Below are 24271 nucleotides of genomic sequence, written 5' to 3' on the forward strand. Positions count from 1 at the left end.
CGCTAAACTCCGGGAATCTCAAATGGGGAACATTATAACAATTATATCCTCAATTCCCGTAGCTTTACCCTGATTTGTATAACCAATAAACATAAAAGTATGATTCAAAAGAAAACGATTAAAGAAATTTCCTTACTTTGGAAAGAGGACAAGAAACAGTATGTAAAACAATCGACATTCGCTGCTTATGTACTAATCCTCGAAAATCACATTTATCCGACATTTGGAGAAATGTATGAGCTAGAAGAAAATAAAGTTCAAGAATTTACTCTCCAAAAGATTCATAATGGATTAAGCCAGAAATCCATTAAAGACATTTTGATTGTATTGAAAATGATATTAAAATTCGGAGTAAAACATGGACTCTTAGATTATAAAGAATGGGAAATCAGATTTCCAACAACAGATGAAAAACAACGGTTAGAAGTTCTCAGCATCTCACACCAAAAAAGAATTATGAGTTTTATTCAAGAGCATTTTACATTCAAGAATCTAGGAATATATATTTGCCTAAGCACCGGATTACGAATTGGAGAAGTATGCGCTCTGACATGGGACGATATAAACATAGAATTAGGAATAATTTCCATTAGAAGAACAATTGAACGCATCTATATCATTGACGGAGAAAAAAGACATACAGAACTTATTATCAATACGCCAAAAACTAAAAATTCCATTCGTGAAATTCCCATAACCAAAGAACTAATCAGGATTTTGAAACCATTGAAAAAGATAGTAAACGGTAACTATTACATTCTAACCAATGAGAAAAAGCCAACAGAACCCAGAACATACCGCAACTATTACAAAAAACTAATGAAGGATTTAAATATTCCAGAACTAAAATTTCATGGCCTCAGACATAGCTTTGCCACACGCTGTATAGAAAGTAACTGTGATTACAAAACAGTAAGCGTTATCCTGGGGCATTCCAATATCAGTACAACACTCGACCTTTACGTCCATCCTAATATGGAACAAAAGAAAAAATGCATCGATAGGATGTTCAAAGGATTAAAATAATTCATATAGGGGGTGTTGAAATGATGCATCCCCTTAAAACCGGCAAGGAACCATAGATACACACCGATGAGATAACCTACCCTAAAAATTCATGTCGGTATAAACAAATAACCATAGTTTTTAAAAAAGTCTAAACAACATTTGCTTAAACACTTCCTTTTCCCGGAATAAAATCCTTCCTTTATGAAAAATATTATCCCATAGTATCTCACAAATAAAATAAATCCTACAGACAAAAGAAGAACCGACTTACCAACGTTACACAGAAAAATATATTTGGCAAGTTGCCGTCATCTGTCACAGAAAAGTAGTTAACAAACTAATAATGAATGAAAAAACCTGTGACAGCAAGGAGTGACGGCAGAGTGACAGCACTTTTGCTGTCACCATAAAAACAGCATGGCAAAGACGTTTATCCACTCTACAGACAAGTATCTCCATAACAACCGGTATCGGGCTTACCACCCAACACTCCCATACAACTAGCTTCCGTCATTTGTCCACCAACCTTACCACATGGTAAAGCGTACCGCCACGGGTATGTCTGGAAGGGATTTCCTGCTTTTTCAGTATCCTTCCGAAAGAATTAACCCTTTTGACGGACATCGGGATTGAACTGTTTCTCTGAATATCCTCCATAATCTCGGCAGGAGACAACCATTCCCCCTCTTTAGGCTGTGCAGCGCGGAAATAACGGAAAAACAATTGCTCTTCCAGAGGAACCTGTTCAAACTCACGGTTGTTTTCCATCATAATCCTTTCATCCTCCCGGTCGAACCAATAACGTTCGCCATGCTCCAGCTCATACATGGCTTGCGCATAAAGCTGTTCATAATCTATCGGGCGGTTGGTGTCAATCACTCCCGTCACCTCGATACAAATAAAACGGCGGCTTCCGGAAGGGTCGGTCAACAAGTCTTTTTGGTTACTCGTGGCTATGAATGAGGCATACCGGCGCATTTCGAGCACGGCGCTGCCATGCGGTTTCTTCACATTCAGCACCGGCTTTTGCAGAATATGTTTCAAGAAGCCTTGTTGCATTGAACTCACCTGGTCGAATTCATCGATATTGATGAGCGCAAAACGATTGAGGTAAAGTTCGGCATCTTTCTTTCTGGAAAAATCAATACTGTCGGTGTAATAGGAACGTTCCGAAGGCGGCATTATACTCCGGCAAAAAGTGGATTTACGTGTCCCTTGCGGTCCGACAAGCAAAGGCGAGACACTGTTTGCATACTTTTTATCGCTTCCTCTCCAATGAGAAACCATATTGAGGAACCAACGATGGAACAAATCCGTCCAATGAGGATTCCGGCAAGGAACGGTAGCCGCCAATGCGCGGATACGGTCTTTACCATCCCATACCGGAAGCCGGTAAAGAAAATCTTCCAACGGATTAAATACAGGCACACGGTTGGAGTAGATATAACGGCTAATGTCCCTGTCCCACAACGGGATGCCTTCCATTTGCGCATCCAAGGCAATGCTATTCAGCGTACGTTTGTCGAGAGGGTTGAAACGGAAACGGAAAGAAAGCCTCTCACGATACTCCACCTCACCGATTTGGGTGTTATGGCGAAATTCATAACGGCGTTTCATAAATTCCTCCGTCTGCAAGGCAAGTTGCTGCTCTTTGCTCAGGCTGATATTCTTGCCGAAACCTTTACATTCGGCATATATATTGCCAATCATCTGACGAATAAGCATCTCCTGCTTATACATATAAAAACGAAAAACCGTACGCTTCACGACTTCTTCTTGCGGGAGTCCCGAAGCAAAACAGTTTTTAGCCAGTTGGACGACTAAAGGATGCCATGCATCTTCGCCCAAATTAAGCCCCGCTTCCCTGAGATCAGCATACGCTTTCCGAAAAGCGGCTTCGAAAAGCATCAGAAAGGCATTTTCCGCATCATATCCCGGTACGGCACGGGTCAATGGGGATTTTTCGGCCTGAACCGCCTCCCTGAAAGTGGTTTCTTCGGGCATTGATGACGGTTGGGAGAGATAAAATTGAACGGAATCCGGACGATATATGATGTCCGAATCATGGGATAACCGCGAATATTGCTCCAAGGCCGGTTCTTTGGGAAGAATATCGAACGGAAGCTGGGGCTGATAACACTTCACAGCCAGTCGGTAAGCATGGGCATGGAACAGTTCCGCTTCCTCTTGCGTTTTGGGTAGAGAATTGTCCGGCCGGGTGAAGGTAGTCCAGATTTTTACCGTTTTTCCACTCGACCCTATGAAAACACAACGGGTTTGCGGTTGTTCGCAGGCTTTTTGTTTCACTAAAACGATTTCCGACTTATTGGATAAAGGACCAACGGTCAGTTCAACAATGCCATTGTAGTTTTTCATCTGTTTCCGGCCATTCATTTTACAGAACTCGGCAGCAGGAATTATCTTGGGAAGTTTATCGGCAAACATACACCGTTCGTCGGGAAGAGTATGTCGCAAATGCTCTCTGAATGCAGAAACCGGACGGGATTTTATTTCCGTCTTTATCTTATTTACCAATGTATCAAGATCCATTACGCTGAGCGCTATCGTATCTTCATTCTTACGAAATTGAGTAATTTTCATTAATTTGATAATAAATTGTTTTGTCAGCGCCTTTGTGATCGTTGAGACTGCTAAATTAGTCATAATATCCGGAACCAACAAGGAAAGCAAGGCCTTAATACATAAAATCGCCTATATATCAGCATCTCTTTTTTTAAAAGAAATAGGGTTGCCATCACATAGTACAGATTGACAGGTTTCAAATCAGTTTCCTCTGCTTGAAACTGTAGTTTCTGCTGCATGGAACTAGAGTTTCATCAGCCAGGAACCAATGGTTTCAAGCAATTGGAACTAGAGTTTCAAGCGTATGAAACTATAGTTTCAAACCGCAGAATCAACTGTTTCACGCCTTGAAACTATTAGTTTAAAGGCAAGGCACGACTCATAAACACGGGGACAATAAATTGAACGACTTATCTTTCTATGGCTGATACTATCAACTTCCAAACAGCATCTTTGATTTTTTCTTTGTTTTTTGGTGTGACAGCATTATTGCTATCACACTGCTGTCACATCATGCTGTCACACGATTAAGTACTTATACTCTGGAAGTTAGATTGTAATCTGTGACAGATGACAGCATATTTTGTTTTTTATTTCATAAGATAGTGAATTCTGAGTTCAAGTTATAAATGCAGCACCTACTTATTTCATTGGGAACAATTATTCCGCCATCATACTATATTCCGCTATTTTCTCTTTGCATAAACGCTCAGTAACATCTTTCAGAATATCTACACGGGAAATAAGATACTCCAACTGTTCCTTCGAGATACTGAAATCTTTGTTATAACGAGCTTCGATATACGAACGGCATAATAAATCAAAACATTCTTTCTCTTCATCCGTATTTTGAGGAAAGACTGTAGTTAATCTCATAGAGAAACGCTTTACCCATCCCACCGAGCTCTTTGATTTTATGACTCTTCGGGCGATAGTTTGTAAAGACCATCAGGATACAATTATAAAGTTTCTCACATGTCTGATGAAGAAGAAAAGCTGAAATATTAGTTTGTTTCTTAGGCAAATAATATTCTTTCACCCCATCTAAAAGCCCGCAAGCATATGGATATAATTCATCAAATTCACTCTGCGCAATATCCCAAATCTCTTTAAAACTCAACTTTCGCGGTTTTGCCAATTCGCATTTTCCACTATTGTAAAGCATAATTCCTTCCTTTACTATATCCGTAAAGAAATACTGGCTGATTTCCAGATTACGATTTACTGTATTGATATGTTCTACAACAAATTGTGGAAAAGCATGACGACGACCAGCAAACAAATTATGATATTTATTCGTAATACGGTGTAATTTCTCTTCCACTTGCTTAGCCGGTCCGGTTATGACCACAAGAATATCATAATCACTCTGATAGGAAGTATGAACACCAAATTCTATATTACTGTCCCATAAAACATAGTTTCCCCTTGCATAACTCCCGAACAGGATAACCATCTGACAATTCCTGATGCTCTTACACACTAAATCCAGCAAGACTGTCAATTCTTCCTGTGTACGTTTGGGTAAACGTTTTATAGACTTTCATTATCATTCTTATTTGTAACTTTACAAAAGTACGAACTTTGCCATCCCCTAGCAACAGAGATACATAAAAACTTATAATAAAGTATTTTTAGAATCTCCTTAATACTTCCATCATTGCCGAACGACGTTTATATTTTACCCGGAACTCTGCAACCAACCTTTTCACTGCTGCCTGTCCCCCATTAAGTTTCTTTGCACACAACAACGCCTGTGCTATCAATTCATAATGAGTCCGTCCTACATTCTGTTCTGCGTAATCATTCAACAAAGAGGTATATATAGCAATCAATTGCTCCGAATGAGTATCTTTCAGATGATAAGAATATTTCATCAATGCTTCCAATTGATTATACCTGATTGACGACAACAGTTTGAACAAACGCTCATAATCTTTTTCTTTCACATAAATTTCAGCCTCATCATTTTGACCAAAAGAAAAATACTCACTAAATTGAGTTTCTTTCATCATCGTATCCAGAAAGCTCTTCCATTCCTCTTTCGGAACAAGAGTTTTAAGTTTGCTATAATATTCTAACTGATCTCTACCCGACACAAACAATAAACGGCATGTATTAATGACTTCAGAAGTTTGATGAGTCATCTCGTAAATCCTCAATTTAGTTTTCAACCATTCATCTATGGTTCCGATATGTTCTTCTTTTTCCGCAATCTCTATTCCTTCATTCAGCAAACGGATAGCTTCATCATATTGACAACTGGCAATCAATTTATCCACCTCCATTTCTCGAATTTCAGTTAAATAAAGGTATTGACGAATCGTATCAGCCGCTTTTTGCTCTTCATGCAGTTCGGTTAACAGATTGACTTTCCGAAGAACGATTTGATATAAGTCGTAAGTATCTTTTCTTTCTTCCAAAAGTTTGTCAATCAATTCCAACGCATTTTCTGCCGGTTGAATGGAAAGATTTATTTGCATCAGCAATTCGTCTATATCATAAAGGTCATAATCACGATAAGTTGATAGTTTAGCCAGTTGACCTAGTTCCTGAAGAATCGCTGTCTTTTGCTTTTGGGTGGTCGCAGGATGCCCGATTACTTTTATCAGCAAATCTCCTGCCTGCTTACAATAATCAGAAGGATAGAGTTCATCATTATACAAAAGTTCATCCTCATAATTCTCACCGATTGAACGAAAAGTTTGAAGAGCGATGTCAATAGTAGCATCTATGTTTCCCACATTCAAAAAGGAGTCTGCTTTCTCCAAAAAAGTGTCCATCCGATTGAAAACAGTTTCCCAATCATGGTCAAAATCATCATAACGATTATGATAACGAGACTTTTTGTTAGAATAAGAGTCATTAAACACTTTCTGAATCTCTGCTCTGTAATCCTTTTCTTTTGATGTTGTAGAGAGCTCTTTAGCCATAAAACGATTCAAAAGGGCTGTTTTAAATTCTGAATGCATAGAGGCATATTCATATATAAATTGTGAAAGTTCTTGTGGGTTAACGAATGACAGCAATTGTCGTATGTCCACAGTTTCATCTATAACGGCGGCTTCCTCTACCTCTGCTTTCATCTTGGAAAAGGCACTGCGATTCACCTTTTTCTCATTATCACGAATTGCCAATAAGGTTGCTACGACATGCTTGCAAATCTCCCCATCATACGGACAATCACAGTACCAAGACTCAATTTCTTTTCCGTCCATAGATATCTCTACACTATAATCCTCCGTACCCTCCACTGTCGCAGTCCATTCACCGGGCGAATCTTCTTCCAATTTAGAAACAGCCCCTATTTCATAATACTCTTCTCCGCGCACTAATATTCTATATGGCACAAAGTTCTCAAAATTATCCAGTGTAATCATATGACTAATTTATTCCTTTATATACCCTTCCTGTTCATACGCTTTCCTATATTTATGAATCATTGCCACCAACGGCCTTAAACGTTCATCAGCAACCAGCATGCCCCTATAACGCAAATACTGATTATCATAAAGCTTCCGGTTTCCGGTCTTGAGACGCTTCTCCACATCCGCAGGAATGAAAAATTCCGCACGGTTGCCCAATTTTACATAGAATTCATTTAAAAAGATAAAAATGTCCATGTCACACGAGTTCTGAAATAAAATATTACAAATATAGTGTCAACGAAGCAACAAACCTAATTTCCGCATGCACATTTTTTATATGGCGGAAATCGAGCCCTGATTCCGTACATGCAAAATGCGACGATAAATTTCAAGCGAGAGTTTGCAAAGGCGATTACTATTTATACCTTTGTGCCCTCAACGAAAAATCAGCAACCCTGTAAATGAAAAAATTAATTATGCGTTCATTCATCGTACTTCTTTGTTTAATGCCTTCTCTCCTGTTCGCCCGGCAAAACCGGCTGGAAGCCCAATTGAAACAGGCTGTCAAAGATAAAAAAGGCGAAATAGGAATCGCTGTCATCATTGACGGCAAAGATACGGTAACCGTCAATAACGAGATTCATTATCCGCTGATGAGTGTTTTCAAGTTTCACCAGGCACTGGCGCTGGCCGATTATATGGAAAAACGGAAACAACCGCTGGAAACCCGGCTACCGATTGAAAAGGCGGATTTGAAACCGGACACTTACAGCCCGTTACGGGACCGGTATCCGCAGGGAGGCATTGAAATGAGCATTGCCGACTTGCTGAAATATACGCTCCAACAGAGCGACAACAATGCCTGCGATATTCTTTTTGCCTACCAGGGCGGGCCGGATGCGGTGAACGGATATATCCGTTCGCTGGGAATCAGGGAATGTGCCATTACCGCAACCGAAGACGAGATGCACCAAGACCTGGACTTGTGTTACCGCAACTGGACTACTCCGCTGGCTGCCGCCGAATTATTGGAGATATTCCACAAAAAGCCCCTGTTCGGCAAGGCGTACAAAGACTTCATCTACCGGACAATGGTGGAATGCCGGACTGGGCAGGACCGTCTGGTCGCTCCGTTGCTCGATAAAAAAGCGATTGTAAGCCATAAGACCGGAACGGGCGACCGCAACGCGGAAGGACGGCAAATCGGTTGCAACGATATCGGCTTCGTCCTTTTGCCTGACGGCCGTACTTACAGCATAGCCGTTTTTGTGAAGGATTCCGAGGAGAGCAACCAGGCGAACAGCAAGATTATCGCTGATATTTCCCGCATTGTTTACGAATACGTCATGCAACATTAACATCCATACAACATCATTTATATGAGACTGCACCACATCGCTATCTGGACGTTCCGTCTGGAAGAATTAAAGGAATTCTACGTCCGTTTCTTCGGAGGAAAAAGTAATGAGAAATATATCAACCCCAAGAAAGGGTTCGAGTCTTACTTCATCTCTTTCGGCGAAGGTCCTTCTTTGGAACTGATGAGCCGCACGGACGTGCAGAACACTCCCATCGAAGAGAACAGGCTCGGCCTGACACATCTCGCCTTCACTTTTCCCAGCCGGGAGGAAGTGCTCCGTTTCACTGAAGAGATGCGCTCGGAAGGATATGTCATCGCCGGCGAGCCCCGCACTTCGGGAGACGGTTATTTTGAAAGCGTAGTCCTCGACCCTGACGGGAACCGCATCGAATGCGTCTACCGGAAAGAGGAAGAAGAAACGGCGGCTGGAACGGAAGCCGGAATGAAAGGCGACTTTTCCGTAACGCTTGACACGGAACGTCTGCTTCTCCGTCCTTTCGAAGAGAAAGACGCCGAAGTGTTTTTCGCCTGTTGCCGGAATCCCAACCTGGGCAACAATGCCGGATGGGCTCCCCACCGTACCCCGGAAGAGTCCCGGAACATCCTCCGTTCCGTGTTCATAGGGCAGGAAGGCGTATGGGCGATAGTATTGAAGGAAACGCAACAGCTAATCGGTTCGGTGGGAATCGTCCCCGACCCCAAACGGGAGAATCCGCAGGCGCGGATGTTGGGATACTGGCTCGATGAAGCGCATTGGGGCAAAGGGTATATGACGGAAGCGGTAGAGGCTGTGCTCGACTACGGATTCAGGGAACTGAAACTGAGCCTCATCACCGCCAACTGTTATCCGCACAACAAACGTTCGGAACAAGTATTGAAAAAGAACGGTTTTATCTGCGAAGGCACGCTCCACCAGGCGGAACTGGCTTACAACGGGAACATGTACGACCATTTGTGTTATTATCTTCCCGGCATCTCCCGTCCCGCTCCGGAAGATTATGAGGAGATTCTCCAGTTATGGGAAGCGTCTGTCCGCCACACCCATCATTTTCTTACGGAAGAGCATATCCAGTTTTACAAGCCGCTGGTACGCGAACACTACCTGCCGGCTGTCGGGCTTTACGTCATCCGGAATGCCGGCGGAAAGATTGCCGCCTTCATGGGACTGAGCGGCGAGTTGATTGAAATGCTGTTCGTACACCCCGACGAACAGGGAAAAGGATACGGCAGCCAACTGATAAAGTATGCTGTCCGCCACAAGAAGATTTACAAGGTAGACGTGAACGAGCAGAATGAAAAGGCTCTCCGGTTCTATCTTCATCTGGGATTCCGGATTACCGGAAGGGACGAGACGGACGGCATGGGCAAACCGTTTCCCATTCTCCACCTTCAATGGGCGGAAACGAGATGAACCTGCATACTTTACTGTCCGGACGGATAACTATAGAGGACATACGGGAGGTATTGCAGCATATCCGCAATGACAGACAGTACAGAGAAGAGGTCTATCGGCTGATTTTCGACAAGGATGATTTCGTCGCTTACCAGGCGTTATGGATATGCACTCATTTTCCGGATACGGAAATAGAATGGATGCGCTCCAAACAGGATGAGTTGACAGACGCCTTATTTGCCTGCCTGCATAGCGGAAAACGGAGGCTGATGCTGAACCTGCTGTACCGGCAACCCGTAAACGACCCGCCGAGAATGGACTTGCTGGACTTCTGCCTGGAACGCATGATGTCGCACCAGGAACCTGTCGGGGTGCAGTCTATCTGCATGAAGCTCGCCTACAAGCTGACGCATTCTATCCCCGAACTGCAACAGGAACTGCGCCTTTTGCTTGAAATGATGGAACCGGAATTGCTGTCTCCCGCATTGCGTTCTTCGCGAAAGAATGTGCTGAAAAAACTGGTTCACCGCAAAGGAGAACGCAAAAAGGGAGGAAAGGGATAGGAAAGAGTTGAACACACCGGATTCTTTCCGTCCGGATTACGTAAGCCGTGCGCTTGACTCCGAGTTTACCGGGCAGACCGAAAGAAAGAATTCCCGCAAAGGACAAGACGCGGTTTCTACTGAACGGAAAGCCCGTATGCCCTTTGCGGGAATCTGCATAATCCGCATGTGTTATCGGATTTTCCGTTCTTCCTGTTTCCGCTTTCTTTGTTTTCCTGTCTTCCGGAATACGGCGAACGGAAAGAATCAGTTGAAGTAATACAAGAACACTGCGATTCCTTCAAGCGCCTTTTTCGGCTGGTCTTTTATCTCGATGGCGAACTTGATTTCAGCTTTCGCCACACCGCGCAGATTAGTCAGCGAATGCAAGGTGGTAATCAGCCGGATGCTCTGTCCCGCCAACACCGCCTGTCCGAATTTCATTTTATCCATGCCGTAGTTAATCATCATTTTCAGATTGTTCACCTGGATAATCTGGTTCCACAGATACGGAAGCATGGACAGGGTCAGATAGCCGTGGGCGATTGTGCTCTTATAGGGGCTGTCTGTTTTCGCACGTTCCGTATCCACATGAATCCACTGATGGTCCAGCGTCGCATCCGCAAAAAGATTGATGCGTTCCTGCGAGAGCTCCACATAATCCGAAACGCCTATTTGCTGTCCTACAAATTTTTCAAATTCTTCGTACGAATTGATAATTACTTTTTCCATATTCTCATCGCTTTATGGGGGTTATTATAATGTTAATCGGGGTACAAATATAGAATAAAATTCGCGGATTTACCTTACTTTTGCAGCAATAATCATATTCATGCATAAACCGATGATACATTTTTTCAAGAAGCCTGTTTCCCGTATTCCATTACCGGAAAAATTTACTTATCCCTTTCATTACACGCCTCATCCTTTGTGCGTACTGGCTGCGGAAGAGGTGAAAGAATACATCGCCGGCCGGAAAGAATGGCGGGAAGAACTGGCGCTCGGAAAAATGTTCGGTGTGCTGGTCGTACAGAAAAAGGAGGAAGCGGAAAAAGAAACCGGCGACGGGAAAGCAGCGGACGGGCAAAAAAGCGGCATCGGTTATTTAGCTGCCTTTTCCGGCAACCTGGCGGGAAAAAACAGCCATTCCTTTTTTGTTCCTCCGGTCTATGACTTGCTGCAGCCGCAAGGGTTCTTCAAGAGAGAGGAAGAGCGGATTTCCGCCATCAACGACCGTATCGACGAACTGGAGTGCAGCGCTCTTTACCTGGACTCGAAAGAAAAGCTGGAAGTTGAAACCGGACGGGCGGTAACCGCCCTGCATCTGGCTAAAGAGGAGTTGAAAGCCGCCAAAAAGGCAAGAGAAAACCGCCGGCAGTCTTCTCCCGCCCTCTCCGACGAGGAACAAGCCGCCCTGATTCGGGAAAGCCAATATCAAAAGGCGGAATATAAGAGAAAAGAAAGAGAATGGAAAAAACGGCTGGAAGAGCTTGAAACGGATGTCAAGCATTTCAAGTCCGAAATAGAGCTTTTGAAGGCAGAGCGCAAAGAACGCTCGGCGGCCCTGCAAAAAAAGCTGTTCGAACAGTTCCGGATGCGGAATGCCCTGGGAGAGGTGAAAGACCTGTACGCTATTTTCGAACAAACCGTTCAGAGAGTCCCGCCTGGCGGCGCAGGCGAATGCGCGTTGCCCAAGTTATTGCAGTACGCATACCTCCATCAGCTCAAACCACTGGCAATGGCGGAATTCTGGTGGGGAAACTCCCCGAAAAACGAAATACGGCATCACGGGTATTACTATCCTTCCTGCAAAGGGAAATGCGAGCCTATCCTGCAACATATGCTGCAAGGGCTGGAGGTGGAAGATAACCCGCTTCTGAAGAATGTGCACAAAGACGCCGAACTGGAAATCGTATTTGAGGACGAATGGCTGGCAGTAGTCAATAAGCCCGCCGGAATGTTGTCCGTACCGGGAAAAGCGGAGGAAGCGGATTCCGTCTATCACCGTTTGAGAAAGAAGTATCCGGACGCCACCGGGCCTATGATTGTGCACCGGTTGGACATGGCGACTTCGGGATTGTTGCTTGTTGCCAAGACGAAAGAAATCCACCGGCATTTACAGAGGCAGTTTGAGGACCGGAGCATCAGGAAAAGATACATAGCCCTGCTGGACGGAACCGTACAAGCGGAAAATACCGGAAGAATCGAATTGCCGCTCCGCCTGAATCCCCTTGACCGTCCCCGGCAGGTGGTTGACGAAAAGGACGGCAAGGAAGCCATTACGGAATACCGGATAACCGGCCGTTGTTCCGGATGCACCCGCATCGCCTTTTATCCCCTGACCGGACGGACGCACCAGTTACGGGTACATGCCGCCCACCCCAAAGGACTGGGCTGTCCCATCCTCGGCGACGAACTTTACGGGAGAAAAGCGGACAGGCTGTATCTCCATGCCGAATACCTGGAATTCCTGCATCCCGTACACGGCGGCCTTATCCGCATACAAAAGGATGCCGGATTTTAAGGAAAGATACCGGATTCCGCAATCAGACCGCCGTCCGGGTAACCGCCTGATTGGTAAACACCTGTCTTTTCAACTTCCGGTACACGTAGGCAAAAGCGGGAACCAGGAACAAATCTGCGGCTATCCAAGCCATCGGGTCGCCATAGCATACGGCAAGGAAACCGAAAGCGGGAACCGCATAAAGGCTGACAAGGATACGGGCAATCATTTCCGCTACTCCGGAGAACATGGCGAGATTGGTGAAACCGACTCCCTGAATCGTATAACGCAGGATACAGAGCAGTCCGAGTACCGGGAAGAACATACAAGAGACATGAAGGAAGAGTTCCGTATCCAGCAGTATTTCCGTCTCCGAAGGGTCTACGAAGATTAAGGCGAAATATTTCGCTCCCGCCATCAAAAGCACAAAAGTGAATGCCGCATAGACCATCATCATCAAAGCGCTTGCCTTGATTCCCAACCAGATGCGCTCCGGCTTTCCCGCCCCGTAGTTCTGCCCGCTATAGGTCGCCATCGCGATGCCCAGGCTCTCGAACGTACAGATAAAGAACATCTTGATGCGCATCGCAGAGGTAAAGGCGGCGACACAGGCTGTTCCCAGGGCATTATTGGCGCTCTGGAGCATGATACTGCCGATGGCGGTAATCGAGAACTGCAACCCCATCGGCACGCCGATATAAAGCAATCTTCCCGCCAATTTGGACTGGAAACGGCGTTCTTTCGGCGAGCTTCTCAATATCTCGAATTTCCGATACATATAGACGTAACAAAGAACGGCTGAGAATCCTTGCGAGAACACGGTGGCGATAGCGGCTCCCGCCACTCCCCAACCGAGCGTAAGAATGCAAAACAAGTCGAGAACGATGTTCAGGACTGTAGAGAGAAGCAGGAACCAGAAAGGGGTTTTGCTGTCTCCCAACGCACGGATAATGCTGGAAAGGAGGTTATAGAAGAATGTGAAAGGCACACCGATAAAAGTGACAAGCAGGTAAGCGTAGGCTCCTTCAAAAATAGTTTCCGGCGTGCGCATCATCCGGAGGATATCCGCACATAAAAGACTGGTGGCAACGGCAATGGCTACGGACATTCCCATAGCGAGTTTCAAGCTGACGGAAACGTAACTGCGCATCGTACTGTAGTCTCTTGCCCCGAACTTCTGCGCCACCGGAATGCCGAAACCTCCGCAACAACCGTTACAGAATCCCAAAATGAGAAAAACGACCGACGTACTGGCTCCCACGGAAGCCAACGCATTAATTCCCAAAAACTTTCCGACGATTGCGGCATCGACAAGCGAATATGTCTGTTGCAGCAGATTGCCGAGCAAAAGCGGCAGTGTGAACTTTAAAATCAGGGGTAATGCCGGCCCCGCCGTCATCTCTTTAGAGGTTGCCATACGTCTATGTTCTAAAATTGCGTGCAAAGATACGGAAAATCCGAAGAACTGATTCTTGTTTTCCTCTCCTCTTTTATTGACATAAATCAAAAAAGAGCCTATCCCGCCTCATGTCCGGAAGCGGCGTATCCGCCGATACCCCGCCCCTTATCTCTTTGCCAACCGTTTCGGGGAGCCGTGCCACGAACATCCCAGGCAATAGACTTCCGTCAGGTCGAAACCTTCCGTCGAAGCCTCCGGGTATTTGGGGACGACCTCGCCGTTTTCAAGCACATAGACGAGAAGCCTCTCGCCTTGCTCATTTTTCACATACATAGCGGCAATCTTACATTGCGGACATACTAACTTTCTCATACCGTTAAAGATATTTGCCGGTTGCTTTTTTTAATGTATTTCCAAATTCAGCGCCATACGCTCCGAAGAGGGCCGTTCAGACGCTTTTCCCGTAAACCCGCTGATGCTCTCCCCAAGGGTGGTAGCATTCTCCGAGATAGTCAAAACCAAAACGTTCATAATAGCTTGTATGGTCTGTGCACAAGTAGAGGTTTCCAAATCCTAAACGCCAGGCCTCTTTCTCCACCGCCTCGATTAACAATTTTCCGTAATTATGTCCCCTGTACCGTTCTTCCACGAATAAAGCGACCAGCCACGGATACAAATCCATCCGAGAATTAAAATCATTGGTAACCAGTCCGGCACAGCCTGCAATTTCGTCTTTATCCATCAAGAGATAGAATTGCGGCAAGGGGGATTCCGATTCCACGCAAGCCCTAAAGCAGTTGTCATAGACCATTTTGCTGTTTTCGTCAGCCCATTTGCTTTGGAAATAGGCAATCGCTTCCTCCAAACAGCCGGCATTTTTCCGTAATGAAACGATATTCATAACCATACGTTTTTATTTATCAATACGACGCTTATCTTCATTTGTGCGCCACCCGGATGCATGTTGCCCGGACATTCAACGATTCAAGCATTTGCAAATATATGCAAAAGTACAGTTCATCCTAAAAACGGAGGGATAAATATCGCCGATTTGCGGCGCACCGTACTGAATATTCGCCGAAAGAGAATGGGAACCCGGCAATTTCATTATCTTTGTAACAAGATTATAAAGCTGGGCCGATGGAAGAACAACGGATGGAAAAAAGGCATATCGCACAAGAAAAAAAGACGGTAGAGTTCATGATACGCCTCTACTGCCGGAAGAAGGAAAAGAAGGCCGCCCTCTGTCCGGAGTGTGCGGAACTTCTCCGTTATGCGCACGCACGCCTCGACCATTGCCCGCTGGGAGAAAAGAAAAGCCCGTGCAAGAAATGTGCCGTACATTGTTACAAACCCGCCATGAGGGAACGGATGAAACGGGTGATGCGTTTTTCCGGACCGAGGATGTTGCTTTATGCTCCGCGGGAAGCCATACGGCATGTGTTGAACCGGTAACATTTTTTTGCCCGGCAGCGTTTTTACCGGCCGGGCATGACGTGAATCCATCATTCAAACATATAAACCAAATGAAGAAAGCCATTATCATAGGAGCGACTTCCGGTATCGGCCGGGAAACGGCAAAGAGTCTCCTGAAAAAAGGCTGGCGGATAGGAATAGCCGGCAGACGGCAACAGGCGCTCGAAGACTTACGGCGCGACGCCCCGGAACTGATAGAGATACAGGCACTGGACGTTACTCAAAACGATGCTGCGGAAAAGCTGGACAGGCTTATCCGGAAGCTGGGAGGAATGGATTTGTTTCTCCTGAGTTCGGGCGTAGGTTTCCAGAACATGGACTTGAATATCGAAACGGAACTGGACACCGTGCGTACGAACGCAGAGGGATTTACCCGTATGGTGGACGCCGCCTTCTCTTATTTCAAGCAAAAGGGAAGCGGCCATCTGGCTGTCATCAGTTCCATCGCGGGGACCAAAGGTTTGGGGGCGGCTCCCGCCTATTCCGCGACCAAACGTTTCCAGAATATCTATATCGACGCTCTCGAACAACTCGCCCATCTCCAGAAACTGGATATTCATTTCACGGATATCCGCCCCGGATTTGTCGCCACAGACTTGCTGAACGACGGAAAGCATTATCCGATGCTGATGAAAGCGGACCAAACGGGACGCCGCATCGTCCGCGCCCTAGAACGTAAAAAACGGATTGCCGTTATCGACTGGCGTTACCGGATTCTGGTATTTTTCTGGAAAATGATTCCCCGCCGGATATGGAAACGCCTGCCCGTGAAAACGGGTTGAGCGGCAACAAACCGGATAACAGGGAAATCACGGATAATTAATCGGATTATATGGCTGCTGTTCCCGAAAAACATCTTATCTTTACCCGGATAAAACAAACTTAAAAACCAAAAGCATGGAACAGGAATTTTGCCAGAGTTGCGGTATGCCGATAGACAGCTCTACTTACGGAACGGAAGCGGACGGCAGCAAGAGCAAAGACTATTGCCACTACTGTTATGCAAACGGCAGTTTCACTAACGATTGTACGATGGACGGGATGATTGAACTGAATTTGAATTACATCGACGAGTTCAACAAAGATTCGGAAGTCAAATATACCGTAGAAGAAGCGCGTAAAATGATGAAAGAGTTTTTTCCGCATCTGAAAAGGTGGAAGCGATAAAACAATGGTGCGTTTTTTCAGTTCCGGACATGGTTCGGAACTGAAAAAAACGAAAGAACGAAGGATGTGCAATGCGCCGGTCAGGTATTCAAAGCCGGGGGAATAGATATTCAAGGCTGGCGGGACAGATACTCAAGATTGGCGGGACAGGTATTCAACGGTTCATTTCCGGATGGCGCTCCAGCCATCTCACCGCATACGAACAGGTAGCCTCCGGTTTCATGCCGTGGGAACGCGCATACTCATAGGCGGCTTTTACCAATGCCGCAGCTATTCCGCGTCCTTCTACCGGACGAGGTACAACAGTGTGGATAATGTCGAGAGAATCTTCTGTCAAACGATATTGCACAAAGGCGGTATTACCGTCTACTTCCGCCTTGAACAAGTTCCGTTCAGGCTGGTGAATGATTTCATAATCCATAATCGTATTTTTTTAAGTTGCCCTGTCCGTCACAAGCCGGCGTTGCTCAATCCATTGAAGCCGGTTCGTATCGTAACCGCGACGTTCGGCAGCGGCAATGAGTTTTTTCTTTATTTCTTCCGGCAGTTGGGGGGTACGGCTCAATATCCAGAGATATTTGTCGGTACTGCTTCCCACAAGGGCGTAACTGTAATTTTCTTCATCCAGTTCCAACACGTAATAGTCCGAGTAAAAATTGAGGAAGAAGGAAACTTTCAGCTTGCCCGGCTGCGTCGAATCGGGTATTTTGGCATGCCCGTTGGCTGTCTTGCAGATGTCATGGGGCGAATTGCGCTTACATCCCCGGTTTTTCACATGAATCGTTCCGTCGGGACCAAGCGTGTAAGTAGCGGTCACATGGATGAGCCCGCGTTCAAAACGGTTTTCGTAACGGGCTATCTCGTACCAAAGCCCCAGGTAACGTTTTAAATCGAGGGTCCGGACCGTGCTGCGGTCCGTCTCTTTGAAAAGCCGTTCCACATCGGGAACGGAGAAACGGAAACCGGCTTCCAGCAGGCGTGTCGGACGCACTTTCTGACCGGACGCCAATACGGAAGAACCTTCACCGTACAGCATGCGGAACAGCTTCTGCGGGAGTGCCAGCGTTGTCCATGCCCCGTGGGCTTTTCCCATCTCACGGGCAAAAGTGTATTGGGAGACTTGTTGCGGAACGACCAGATTAAATACGCCGTGCGTCTCTTCATGTTCTATAAAGAATTTCATGGCCCGGCAAAAATCCCGCATATCTATCCAAGGGAAAGATTGTGTTCCGGGCCCGACGGCTACGGCAATCTTCACAGACCGTAACGGCCGGAACATCTGTTGCATCGACCCGCCGTCCGGAGAAAGTACGACGCCGAGACGCGCGATGACAAGCCGCACCGGTTCGGGACAACGCCGGGCTTCTTTCTCCCACGCATAACAGAGGTCTGCCAGAAAACCATCCCCGCGGGTACGGGTATATTCATCCACTTCCACCCCCGGAGGGTAATAACCTGCCGCCGAAACCGAAATCATCAATCCGGGTTTCGTTTTGACAGCGTTCAACGCGCGAATTATACGATGCGTAACGACGACACGGCTGTCAAACATCTCTTTTTTATGTTCGGGCGTCCAACGCCGGCTGACAGGCGCGCCCGCCAGATTGATGACGACATCGCAATGTGCCAATGTACGAATCAACAATCCCGACATGCCCTCACGAAACATCGACCTGCCCAAAGGAATGACCCGATGTCCTCCTTTTTCGGTCAGATAGTCGGAAAGGTGTTTGCCTATATATCCGGTGGCCCCGGTTATCGCTATATTCATTTTAATTCCGATTGTAAGTTCAACTCTATTGGAAAAACGTATAAAATGCAGGAAAAGTTCTTTGAAAAAAATAAAATGAGGTTATCTTTGCAAGAAAGACTCGAACATTAAAAGAAAAACGGTATGATAGAAGCCCCGGAAGCGTGCTGCCTTTGCGAACAGCTCAACGGAACGGTCGCAGGAAAGAGGATAACGGACGTGTACGCCCAATTCAGCCCGCATAAGTTTGCCTGGTTCACGGGTAGTCCCGAAGAGTATGCCTTATGGCTGTCCGGCAAGACGGCAGGCCGTGCGCAACCGAAAGGCGGAATGGTGGAAATCGCAATCGGCGATAAGGTCTTGTTGCTGACGGACGGGGTAAACCTGCGTTACCTGGCTCCTGGAGCAAAACTGCCCGCCAGGCATCAACTGCTTATCGCTTTTGAAGACGAGAGTTGTCTCATAGCGTCCGTACGTATGTACGGCGGGCTGATGTGTTATGACAAAGATGCCGGCGATGACGGGATTTCCGAGTATTACCTTGCAGCCAGAAGCAAGCCGCAAGTCATGTCCGCCGCTTTCACCAAAGAGTATTTTCTCGGACTTGTCAACGGGGAAAGCGTGCAAAACAAGTCTGCCAAAGCTTTTCTAGCCACCGGTCAGACAATTCCCGGACTTGGCAACGGCGTCTTGCAGGACATTCTTTACCACGCCCATATCCATCCGAAGAAAAAAATCTCCGGACTGGCGGACAAAGAGAAAGAAAATTTGTTCTATCAGATAAAGGAAACGATGAATGACATCTACCGGCTGGGAGGAAGAAATACGGAAAGCGACTTGTTCGGGAAGAACGGCAAGTACGCGGCCTGCCTTTCAAAGGATACGGCTGGCGGGAGTTGCCCCCGTTGCGGGGAGACCATCGTGAAAGAGAATTACCTGGGCGGAAGCATCTATTATTGCAGGGGTTGCCAGAAACCGGAATAACCCGCCCGAATGAACATTACGGTTTGAATAACTTAAATAATGAAAATGAAGAAACGGACTAAAATCAATTATACCCTTATTCTTATAGCGGCGTTCGGCATCGGCGCCGCCATTCCCGCACTGACAGGCAGCAGCCAGGTCTGCGAACAGCACTCCGCCAAGTCGGAAGTCCCTTATTGCGTCGCCCCGCCCTCCGTGCCTGCACAGGTCACTTTCGACGGGAAAACCATTGATCTCCGCCGGTATGACCGCCGCGAACGCATGGACCGGGAAATGATGGCTTTCACTTACATGCATTCCACCACCATGCTGCTGATAAAACGCGCTAACCGGTATTTTCCTATCGTAGAGCCGATACTGAAAGCGAACGGTATCCCCGACGATTTCAAATATCTGATGGTAATCGAGAGTAACCTGAACCACATCGCACGTTCTCCCGCAGGAGCCGCCGGATTATGGCAGTTCATGCCCGGAACCGGAAGGGAATTCGGCCTGGAAGTGAATGAGAATGTGGACGAACGCTACCATATCGAGAAGGCTACCGTCGCCGCCTGCAAATATTTTAAACAGGCATACGACAAATACGGGGACTGGATGGCTGTCGCCGCCGCTTATAACGCGGGACAGGCGCGTATTTCCTCACAGCTCGAAAAACAATTGGCAAGCCATGCCATGGATTTATGGCTGGTGGAAGAGACTTCCCGATACATGTTCCGCCTGCTGGCTGCCAAAGAGATATTCAGCAATCCGCAACGTTACGGGTTCCTGTTAAAAAGGGAACATCTCTATCCGCCCATTCCTTACAAGAAAGTAACCGTCACCACGCCGCTCAACGACCTCAACGATTATGCAAGACGGCAGGGCATTACCTATGCGCAGCTTCGCGACGCGAATCCTTGGCTGCGGGAAACTTCATTAAAAAACAAAAGCGGGAAAACTTACATTCTCCATATTCCTACGCGGGAAGGAATGTATTACGAGCCCCAAAAGACGGTTGCTTACGACAAACGGTGGGTAATCGATTGACGGAAGGAATCACGAATGGCATCAACGGCTATGAAACTGAAAGATAGAATCCGTGACTTTTTGCATGACAGGAAATTGAAACGGAAATTATACGTCGTCATTTTCGAATCGGACACTCCGGCAGGAAAATTGTTCGACGTGCTCCTTATCGGCTGTATCCTGGCGAGCGTACTGCTTGTGATTATCGAAAGCCTGAAGAGTATCCCTTCTTATCTGGAGACTCCATTCGTCATCATGGAATATCTTTTCACGGCATTTTTCACTTTCGAGTATCTGACGCGGATTTATTGTTCGCCCCGTCCCCGGAAATACATTTTCAGCTTTTTCGGAATCGTGGATTTGCTGGCTACCCTCCCGCTCTACATCGGGCTCCTCTTTCCGGGCGCACGTTACCTGCTCATCATCCGTGCCTTCCGGCTGATACGGGTTTTCCGCGTTTTCAAGTTATTCAAATTCCTGAATGAAGGGGAAAGGTTACTCACCGCCTTGCGGGAAAGCAGTCAGAAGATTGCCGTTTTCTTTCTGTTTGTCGTCATTCTGGTGACTTCCATCGGAACGTTGATGTATATGATTGAGGGCACGCAACCGGGCTCCCGATTCAACAACATCCCTAACAGCATTTATTGGGCCATTGTCACCATGACGACCGTCGGCTACGGGGATATTACGCCTGTCACCGGCCTTGGGAAATTCCTTTCCGCCTGCGTGATGCTTATCGGCTATACCATTATCGCCGTACCGACAGGTATCGTATCCGCCTCGATGATGAAAGACTACAAACGCAGGAAAGACAGGGAATGTCCCGGCTGCCACCGCTCCGGACATGAAGACAACGCCGAATTCTGCAAGTTCTGCGGACACAGGCTGAATCCGTCCGAAACCGGAGGACAGAAGGAAAAGGAATGAGCTTTACCGGATTATGCCGGAACAAATGTACGGACAGGATAAAGGAAACGCTCCCCGGCGCATGCGGCAAGCGGCAACTTTTTACCGGTTTATTTCTGTTTTTCCGTCAGGTATTTCCAATATCGCACCGGCATATCCTGCCTGTGTTTTCTCGGATTCATGCGCTCTCTGATGCAGGTTACCTTGAAATAAGTTTTCCAGAGCTGTTGGAAAAGCTTCTCGTCCTTGTCCATCAGGCTTTCATCCAGCATTCCCGTAACCAGATGGGATTCCCGGCTGTCATCGTCGAATGATACGGCCGTCACTTCTTGCAAGTCATAATAAAAACCGTAGCGGCGCCTCATGTCGTAAATAATCCACTTCTGACCGGCAAAACGGTCTTTAAAATGGGAAACGACAAGCGGCAACGCATTGTACTGCGGTTCGAAAGCCGCAAAAAACGTGCCGTCCGCCGCTTTCTGGAAACGGACAAACTGCATCAGGTGTACCCGCTCGCCCTCGACTTTCTTCCAGATTTGAGCCAACCGCAGGACATCCGAATCGCTAAAATCGGTTTCAATGGAACGGGGCGCGTCAATCGCCTTTCGTATGTAACGGAAAATGAGTATCCCTACTTCCGGCAATTCCGACAACCAGCTTTGTGTCAGGCAACCTAATGCGGAGGAGGAAACCTTTTTCTGCAATCCCCGCCATACACGTCCGGCTTTCTCTTCATCGGTGACTACCGTGTGCAGTTCGTCATAAAATAAAGGCAAAGCGTCTCCTTCCGACAACAGGACATCGGGAAAGGTCTTGCGGAAGTAAGCGTCGAACACGGCAGTCAGCAGACCGTCAAAAGTCTTATCGTAGAGGTAGACGTTCATTCTCCGAAATCAAGCAATAACTGGCGTTCATCCGTTTTCTTTTTCAACTTCGGAAGCAACAGGCTGCGTACCCGTTGCGGAGAGAGTTCATTGATTGTCTGCATCTGGAGGGGCAGCTCTTTGCAGGTGATGAAATATTGCGCTTTTTTCATCACGGCGCCTATCTTTTTCAACTCATAAAACCCCAGCCGCGAAAAACGCCGGGAAGCGACAATCAGCCTTGCCGACTTGACGCCGATGCCCGGTACGCGGAGCAACATTTCATAATCCGCTTTATTGACATCGACGGGAAACTGTTCCGGATGGCGCAAAGCCCACGAAAGTTTCGGGTCTATTTCGAGGTCAAGGTTCGGATAGGAATCATCTACTATTTCGTTCACCTTAAACCGGTAAAAACGCAACAGCCAGTCGGCCTGGTAAAGCCGGTTCTCACGTACCAACGGCGGTTGCCTCAATGCCGGCAAACGAGTGTCATACGTATTTACGGACACATAGCCGGAGTAATAAACCCGTTTCATCGTCGGACGGTCATAGAGCGCCGAAGAAAGGAAAAGGATATCTTTGTCCGATTCGGAAGTGGCCCCGACAATCACTTGCGTACTTTGTCCCGCAGGCGCAAAACGGGGGGCATGACGGAATTTCTGCCGTTCTTCCTTACTCTCCAATACTCCCTGTTGGATATATTTCATCGGAGTAAAAACGCTTTTATGGTCTTTCTCCGGGGCAAGCAGTTTCAGGTTTTCTTCTTTGGGAATCTCTATGTTGACGCTCAGGCGGTCGGCATAAAGTCCGGCTTCATTCACCAGCTCACGACTGGCACCGGGAATGCTTTTCAAATGGATATATCCGTTGAAACGGTGTATCAGGCGCAAATCCTTAGCCACACGGACAAGCCGCTCCATCGTGTAATCCGGATTACGGACGACACCGGAACTGAGAAAAAGACCTTCGATGTAATTGCGGCGATAGAATTCCATCGTGAGTTCTACCAGTTCCGACACGGAAAACGTAGCACGGGGAAGGTCGTTGCTACGGCGGTTGACACAATAGGCGCAGTCATAGATACAGTGATTGGTGAGCATTATCTTCAACAGGGATATGCACCGCCCGTCCTCGGCAAAACTGTGGCATATCCCCCATCCTCCCACCGTATTGCCCAACGTGCCCGGCTTATTGGCGCGCACTGTACCACTGGAAGAACAGGAAACATCGTATTTGGCGGACTCCGCAAGTATCTTGAGTTTGGCAAGGACGTTTTCGTTCATAATTTTCCCCTATATAAAAAAGAAGCGTCTGCTTCCGATTAACTTCGCAAAGATACGATTTAAATCGGGAAGACCTAAAAGGGAAACGCCGAACCATAAAAAAAGAACGGTTATTCAGAAAAAGAGGACGGTTATTTCAGAAGAGGTTTAAAGAACAAAAACGTATCCATTGAAATTCCATTGAGACAAGCCTTTTCGCTTATCCTCTACACGGTCCCGGACCGGGAGCGGAACAAGGTTTTACGAGTGAGCCACAAAATGACTGTTTATGTCCGGTTTACCGATTATAAGTAAGGCTGTCTCCGGTCTTTATCGGGGACAGCCTTATTTTTTCCAATATCTTAGCAGTCTTCTAATTCTTATTTTTTAGAAGCTTCCAAAGATGCTTTGCGGAATTCTTTCATTGCCTTTTCGATTTCCAAAGAAGCCTTACGGGCACGAGTACCTGCTGCTTTGTTACCGTTTTCAATCTGAGCATTCGCATCTTTTGAGAAGTCAGCATAAAGAGCTGCTACTTTTTCTACCAATTCTTTCATAATCCTTTTACTTTTTTCGTTAATAATGTGCCGCAAAAATACACTGTTTCCCGAAATAAACGCATAAAAACGATATTTTTTTTGAAATAATCTTCGAAAAATATCTAAAAAAGGGGCTTTTCAGCATTTTTACCTACCTTTG

At 46.6% G+C, this 24271-nt stretch carries 22 protein-coding genes and 2 pseudogenes; 11 read left to right on the forward strand and 13 right to left on the reverse strand.

Features of this window, described 5'->3' with window-relative positions; all coding sequences use genetic code 11:
* Positions 1-99: 99 nt before the first annotated feature.
* The gene (locus Q5076_RS14070) at positions 100-1026 is read left to right on the forward strand and encodes a site-specific integrase (RefSeq protein WP_303014230.1); all 927 of its coding nucleotides are present in this window, start codon (positions 100-102) and stop codon (positions 1024-1026) included.
* 492 nt (positions 1027-1518) lie between these two features.
* Here Q5076_RS14070 and Q5076_RS14075 read toward each other — a convergent pair whose 3' ends face one another.
* The 4 genes and pseudogenes from Q5076_RS14075 to Q5076_RS14090 form a co-directional block, all read right to left on the reverse strand.
* Positions 1519-3609, reverse strand: coding sequence for a BT4734/BF3469 family protein (locus Q5076_RS14075; RefSeq protein ID WP_303014231.1), 2091 nt, complete (start codon positions 3607-3609; stop codon positions 1519-1521).
* A 642-nt stretch (positions 3610-4251) separates the two neighbouring features.
* A pseudogene (locus tag Q5076_RS14080) lies at positions 4252-5128 on the reverse strand (HEPN domain-containing protein).
* A gap of 97 nt (positions 5129-5225) precedes the next feature.
* The gene (locus Q5076_RS14085) at positions 5226-6971 is read right to left on the reverse strand and encodes an SWIM zinc finger domain-containing protein (protein ID WP_303014232.1); all 1746 of its coding nucleotides are present in this window, start codon (positions 6969-6971) and stop codon (positions 5226-5228) included.
* A 9-nt stretch (positions 6972-6980) separates the two neighbouring features.
* Positions 6981-7217, reverse strand: a pseudogene (locus tag Q5076_RS14090) (hypothetical protein); the annotation flags it as partial.
* A gap of 203 nt (positions 7218-7420) precedes the next feature.
* Here Q5076_RS14090 and bla point away from each other — a divergent pair.
* Genes bla through Q5076_RS14105 form a run of 3 tightly spaced genes read left to right on the forward strand, consistent with a single transcriptional unit; the run spans position 7421 to position 10275 of the window.
* Positions 7421-8317, forward strand: coding sequence for a class A beta-lactamase, subclass A2 (gene bla, locus Q5076_RS14095; protein ID WP_303014233.1), 897 nt, complete (start codon positions 7421-7423; stop codon positions 8315-8317).
* Between the two features lie 21 nt (positions 8318-8338).
* A complete protein-coding gene (locus tag Q5076_RS14100) occupies positions 8339-9730 on the forward strand; it encodes a GNAT family N-acetyltransferase (RefSeq protein WP_303014234.1) in 1392 nt (463 codons plus the stop codon).
* On the forward strand, positions 9727-10275 hold the full coding sequence (locus tag Q5076_RS14105) for a hypothetical protein (RefSeq protein ID WP_303014235.1): 549 nt from the start codon (positions 9727-9729) through the stop codon (positions 10273-10275). The genes Q5076_RS14100 and Q5076_RS14105 overlap by 4 nt, the downstream gene beginning before the upstream one ends.
* 246 nt (positions 10276-10521) lie before the next feature.
* Here Q5076_RS14105 and Q5076_RS14110 read toward each other — a convergent pair whose 3' ends face one another.
* Complete coding sequence (locus Q5076_RS14110) at positions 10522-10986, reverse strand: MaoC family dehydratase (protein WP_303014237.1); 465 nt, start codon at positions 10984-10986, stop codon at positions 10522-10524.
* 112 nt (positions 10987-11098) lie between these two features.
* Between Q5076_RS14110 and Q5076_RS14115 the strand changes: the two genes are divergently transcribed.
* Positions 11099-12778: an RluA family pseudouridine synthase gene (locus Q5076_RS14115; protein ID WP_303014238.1), complete on the forward strand. Its 1680-nt coding sequence runs from the start codon at positions 11099-11101 to the stop codon at positions 12776-12778.
* A 22-nt stretch (positions 12779-12800) separates the two neighbouring features.
* Here Q5076_RS14115 and Q5076_RS14120 read toward each other — a convergent pair whose 3' ends face one another.
* The 3 genes from Q5076_RS14120 to Q5076_RS14130 all read right to left on the reverse strand — a co-directional run bounded on the left by Q5076_RS14120 (position 12801) and on the right by Q5076_RS14130 (position 15057).
* Positions 12801-14174, reverse strand: coding sequence for an MATE family efflux transporter (locus Q5076_RS14120; RefSeq protein ID WP_303014239.1), 1374 nt, complete (start codon positions 14172-14174; stop codon positions 12801-12803).
* Between the two features lie 147 nt (positions 14175-14321).
* Entirely contained in the window at positions 14322-14528 is a 207-nt protein-coding gene (locus tag Q5076_RS14125) for a hypothetical protein (RefSeq protein WP_303014240.1), read from the reverse strand.
* Between the two features lie 76 nt (positions 14529-14604).
* On the reverse strand, positions 14605-15057 hold the full coding sequence (locus tag Q5076_RS14130; RefSeq protein WP_303014241.1) for a GNAT family N-acetyltransferase: 453 nt from the start codon (positions 15055-15057) through the stop codon (positions 14605-14607).
* Between the two features lie 254 nt (positions 15058-15311).
* Between Q5076_RS14130 and Q5076_RS14135 the strand changes: the two genes are divergently transcribed.
* The 3 genes from Q5076_RS14135 (at position 15312) to Q5076_RS14145 (ending at position 16799) form a co-directional block, all read left to right on the forward strand.
* Entirely contained in the window at positions 15312-15611 is a 300-nt protein-coding gene (locus tag Q5076_RS14135) for a nitrous oxide-stimulated promoter family protein (protein ID WP_303014256.1), read from the forward strand.
* Between the two features lie 71 nt (positions 15612-15682).
* On the forward strand, positions 15683-16414 hold the full coding sequence (locus Q5076_RS14140) for an SDR family NAD(P)-dependent oxidoreductase (RefSeq protein ID WP_303014242.1): 732 nt from the start codon (positions 15683-15685) through the stop codon (positions 16412-16414).
* Between the two features lie 115 nt (positions 16415-16529).
* A complete protein-coding gene (locus tag Q5076_RS14145; protein ID WP_303014243.1) occupies positions 16530-16799 on the forward strand; it encodes a zinc ribbon domain-containing protein in 270 nt (89 codons plus the stop codon).
* 154 nt (positions 16800-16953) lie between these two features.
* On the opposite strand, the gene Q5076_RS14150 is transcribed toward Q5076_RS14145, so the two are convergent.
* A complete protein-coding gene (locus Q5076_RS14150) occupies positions 16954-17220 on the reverse strand; it encodes a GNAT family N-acetyltransferase (protein ID WP_303014244.1) in 267 nt (88 codons plus the stop codon).
* A gap of 12 nt (positions 17221-17232) precedes the next feature.
* Entirely contained in the window at positions 17233-18570 is a 1338-nt protein-coding gene (locus Q5076_RS14155; RefSeq protein WP_303014245.1) for a TIGR01777 family oxidoreductase, read from the reverse strand.
* A 123-nt stretch (positions 18571-18693) separates the two neighbouring features.
* On the opposite strand from Q5076_RS14155, the gene Q5076_RS14160 reads away from it, so the two are divergent.
* From Q5076_RS14160 to Q5076_RS14170, 3 genes are read left to right on the forward strand one after another with little or no spacing between them, the layout of a single operon-like run.
* The gene (locus Q5076_RS14160) at positions 18694-19533 is read left to right on the forward strand and encodes an endonuclease VIII (protein WP_303014246.1); all 840 of its coding nucleotides are present in this window, start codon (positions 18694-18696) and stop codon (positions 19531-19533) included.
* A gap of 45 nt (positions 19534-19578) precedes the next feature.
* A complete protein-coding gene (locus Q5076_RS14165) occupies positions 19579-20559 on the forward strand; it encodes a lytic transglycosylase domain-containing protein (protein ID WP_303014247.1) in 981 nt (326 codons plus the stop codon).
* A 30-nt stretch (positions 20560-20589) separates the two neighbouring features.
* Complete coding sequence (locus tag Q5076_RS14170) at positions 20590-21465, forward strand: ion transporter (RefSeq protein WP_303014257.1); 876 nt, start codon at positions 20590-20592, stop codon at positions 21463-21465.
* 89 nt (positions 21466-21554) lie between these two features.
* Here the strand turns inward: Q5076_RS14170 and Q5076_RS14175 are convergent, their stop codons facing one another.
* The 3 genes from Q5076_RS14175 to Q5076_RS14185 form a co-directional block, all read right to left on the reverse strand.
* A complete protein-coding gene (locus Q5076_RS14175; protein ID WP_303014248.1) occupies positions 21555-22328 on the reverse strand; it encodes a TIGR03915 family putative DNA repair protein in 774 nt (257 codons plus the stop codon).
* Positions 22325-23593: a putative DNA modification/repair radical SAM protein gene (locus Q5076_RS14180; protein WP_303014249.1), complete on the reverse strand. Its 1269-nt coding sequence runs from the start codon at positions 23591-23593 to the stop codon at positions 22325-22327. Before Q5076_RS14180 ends, Q5076_RS14175 begins: the two co-directional genes overlap by 4 nt.
* Before the next feature lie 359 nt (positions 23594-23952).
* Entirely contained in the window at positions 23953-24129 is a 177-nt protein-coding gene (locus Q5076_RS14185) for a histone H1 (RefSeq protein WP_004301965.1), read from the reverse strand.
* Positions 24130-24271 lie beyond the last annotated feature (142 nt).

The sequence above is a fragment of the uncultured Bacteroides sp. genome (assembly GCF_958445495.1).
In the GTDB taxonomy this organism is placed as follows: Bacteria; Bacteroidota; Bacteroidia; order Bacteroidales; family Bacteroidaceae; genus Bacteroides.

Bases quoted from the DNA above. Each gene is read 5' to 3' on its own strand.
- Q5076_RS14070 (WP_303014230.1), top strand. From the start codon at position 100: ATGATTCAAAAGAAAACGATTAAAGAAATTTCCTTACTTTGGAAAGAG.
- Q5076_RS14075 (WP_303014231.1), bottom strand. From the start codon at position 3,609: ATGAAAATTACTCAATTTCGTAAGAATGAAGATACGATAGCGCTCAGC.
- Q5076_RS14085 (WP_303014232.1), bottom strand. From the start codon at position 6,971: ATGATTACACTGGATAATTTTGAGAACTTTGTGCCATATAGAATATTA.
- bla (WP_303014233.1), top strand. From the start codon at position 7,421: ATGAAAAAATTAATTATGCGTTCATTCATCGTACTTCTTTGTTTAATG.
- Q5076_RS14100 (WP_303014234.1), top strand. From the start codon at position 8,339: ATGAGACTGCACCACATCGCTATCTGGACGTTCCGTCTGGAAGAATTA.
- Q5076_RS14105 (WP_303014235.1), top strand. From the start codon at position 9,727: ATGAACCTGCATACTTTACTGTCCGGACGGATAACTATAGAGGACATA.
- Q5076_RS14110 (WP_303014237.1), bottom strand. From the start codon at position 10,986: ATGGAAAAAGTAATTATCAATTCGTACGAAGAATTTGAAAAATTTGTA.
- Q5076_RS14115 (WP_303014238.1), top strand. From the start codon at position 11,099: ATGATACATTTTTTCAAGAAGCCTGTTTCCCGTATTCCATTACCGGAA.
- Q5076_RS14120 (WP_303014239.1), bottom strand. From the start codon at position 14,174: ATGGCAACCTCTAAAGAGATGACGGCGGGGCCGGCATTACCCCTGATT.
- Q5076_RS14125 (WP_303014240.1), bottom strand. From the start codon at position 14,528: ATGAGAAAGTTAGTATGTCCGCAATGTAAGATTGCCGCTATGTATGTG.
- Q5076_RS14130 (WP_303014241.1), bottom strand. From the start codon at position 15,057: ATGAATATCGTTTCATTACGGAAAAATGCCGGCTGTTTGGAGGAAGCG.
- Q5076_RS14135 (WP_303014256.1), top strand. From the start codon at position 15,312: ATGGAAAAAAGGCATATCGCACAAGAAAAAAAGACGGTAGAGTTCATG.
- Q5076_RS14140 (WP_303014242.1), top strand. From the start codon at position 15,683: ATGAAGAAAGCCATTATCATAGGAGCGACTTCCGGTATCGGCCGGGAA.
- Q5076_RS14145 (WP_303014243.1), top strand. From the start codon at position 16,530: ATGGAACAGGAATTTTGCCAGAGTTGCGGTATGCCGATAGACAGCTCT.
- Q5076_RS14150 (WP_303014244.1), bottom strand. From the start codon at position 17,220: ATGGATTATGAAATCATTCACCAGCCTGAACGGAACTTGTTCAAGGCG.
- Q5076_RS14155 (WP_303014245.1), bottom strand. From the start codon at position 18,570: ATGAATATAGCGATAACCGGGGCCACCGGATATATAGGCAAACACCTT.
- Q5076_RS14160 (WP_303014246.1), top strand. From the start codon at position 18,694: ATGATAGAAGCCCCGGAAGCGTGCTGCCTTTGCGAACAGCTCAACGGA.
- Q5076_RS14165 (WP_303014247.1), top strand. From the start codon at position 19,579: ATGAAGAAACGGACTAAAATCAATTATACCCTTATTCTTATAGCGGCG.
- Q5076_RS14170 (WP_303014257.1), top strand. From the start codon at position 20,590: ATGAAACTGAAAGATAGAATCCGTGACTTTTTGCATGACAGGAAATTG.
- Q5076_RS14175 (WP_303014248.1), bottom strand. From the start codon at position 22,328: ATGAACGTCTACCTCTACGATAAGACTTTTGACGGTCTGCTGACTGCC.
- Q5076_RS14180 (WP_303014249.1), bottom strand. From the start codon at position 23,593: ATGAACGAAAACGTCCTTGCCAAACTCAAGATACTTGCGGAGTCCGCC.
- Q5076_RS14185 (WP_004301965.1), bottom strand. From the start codon at position 24,129: ATGAAAGAATTGGTAGAAAAAGTAGCAGCTCTTTATGCTGACTTCTCA.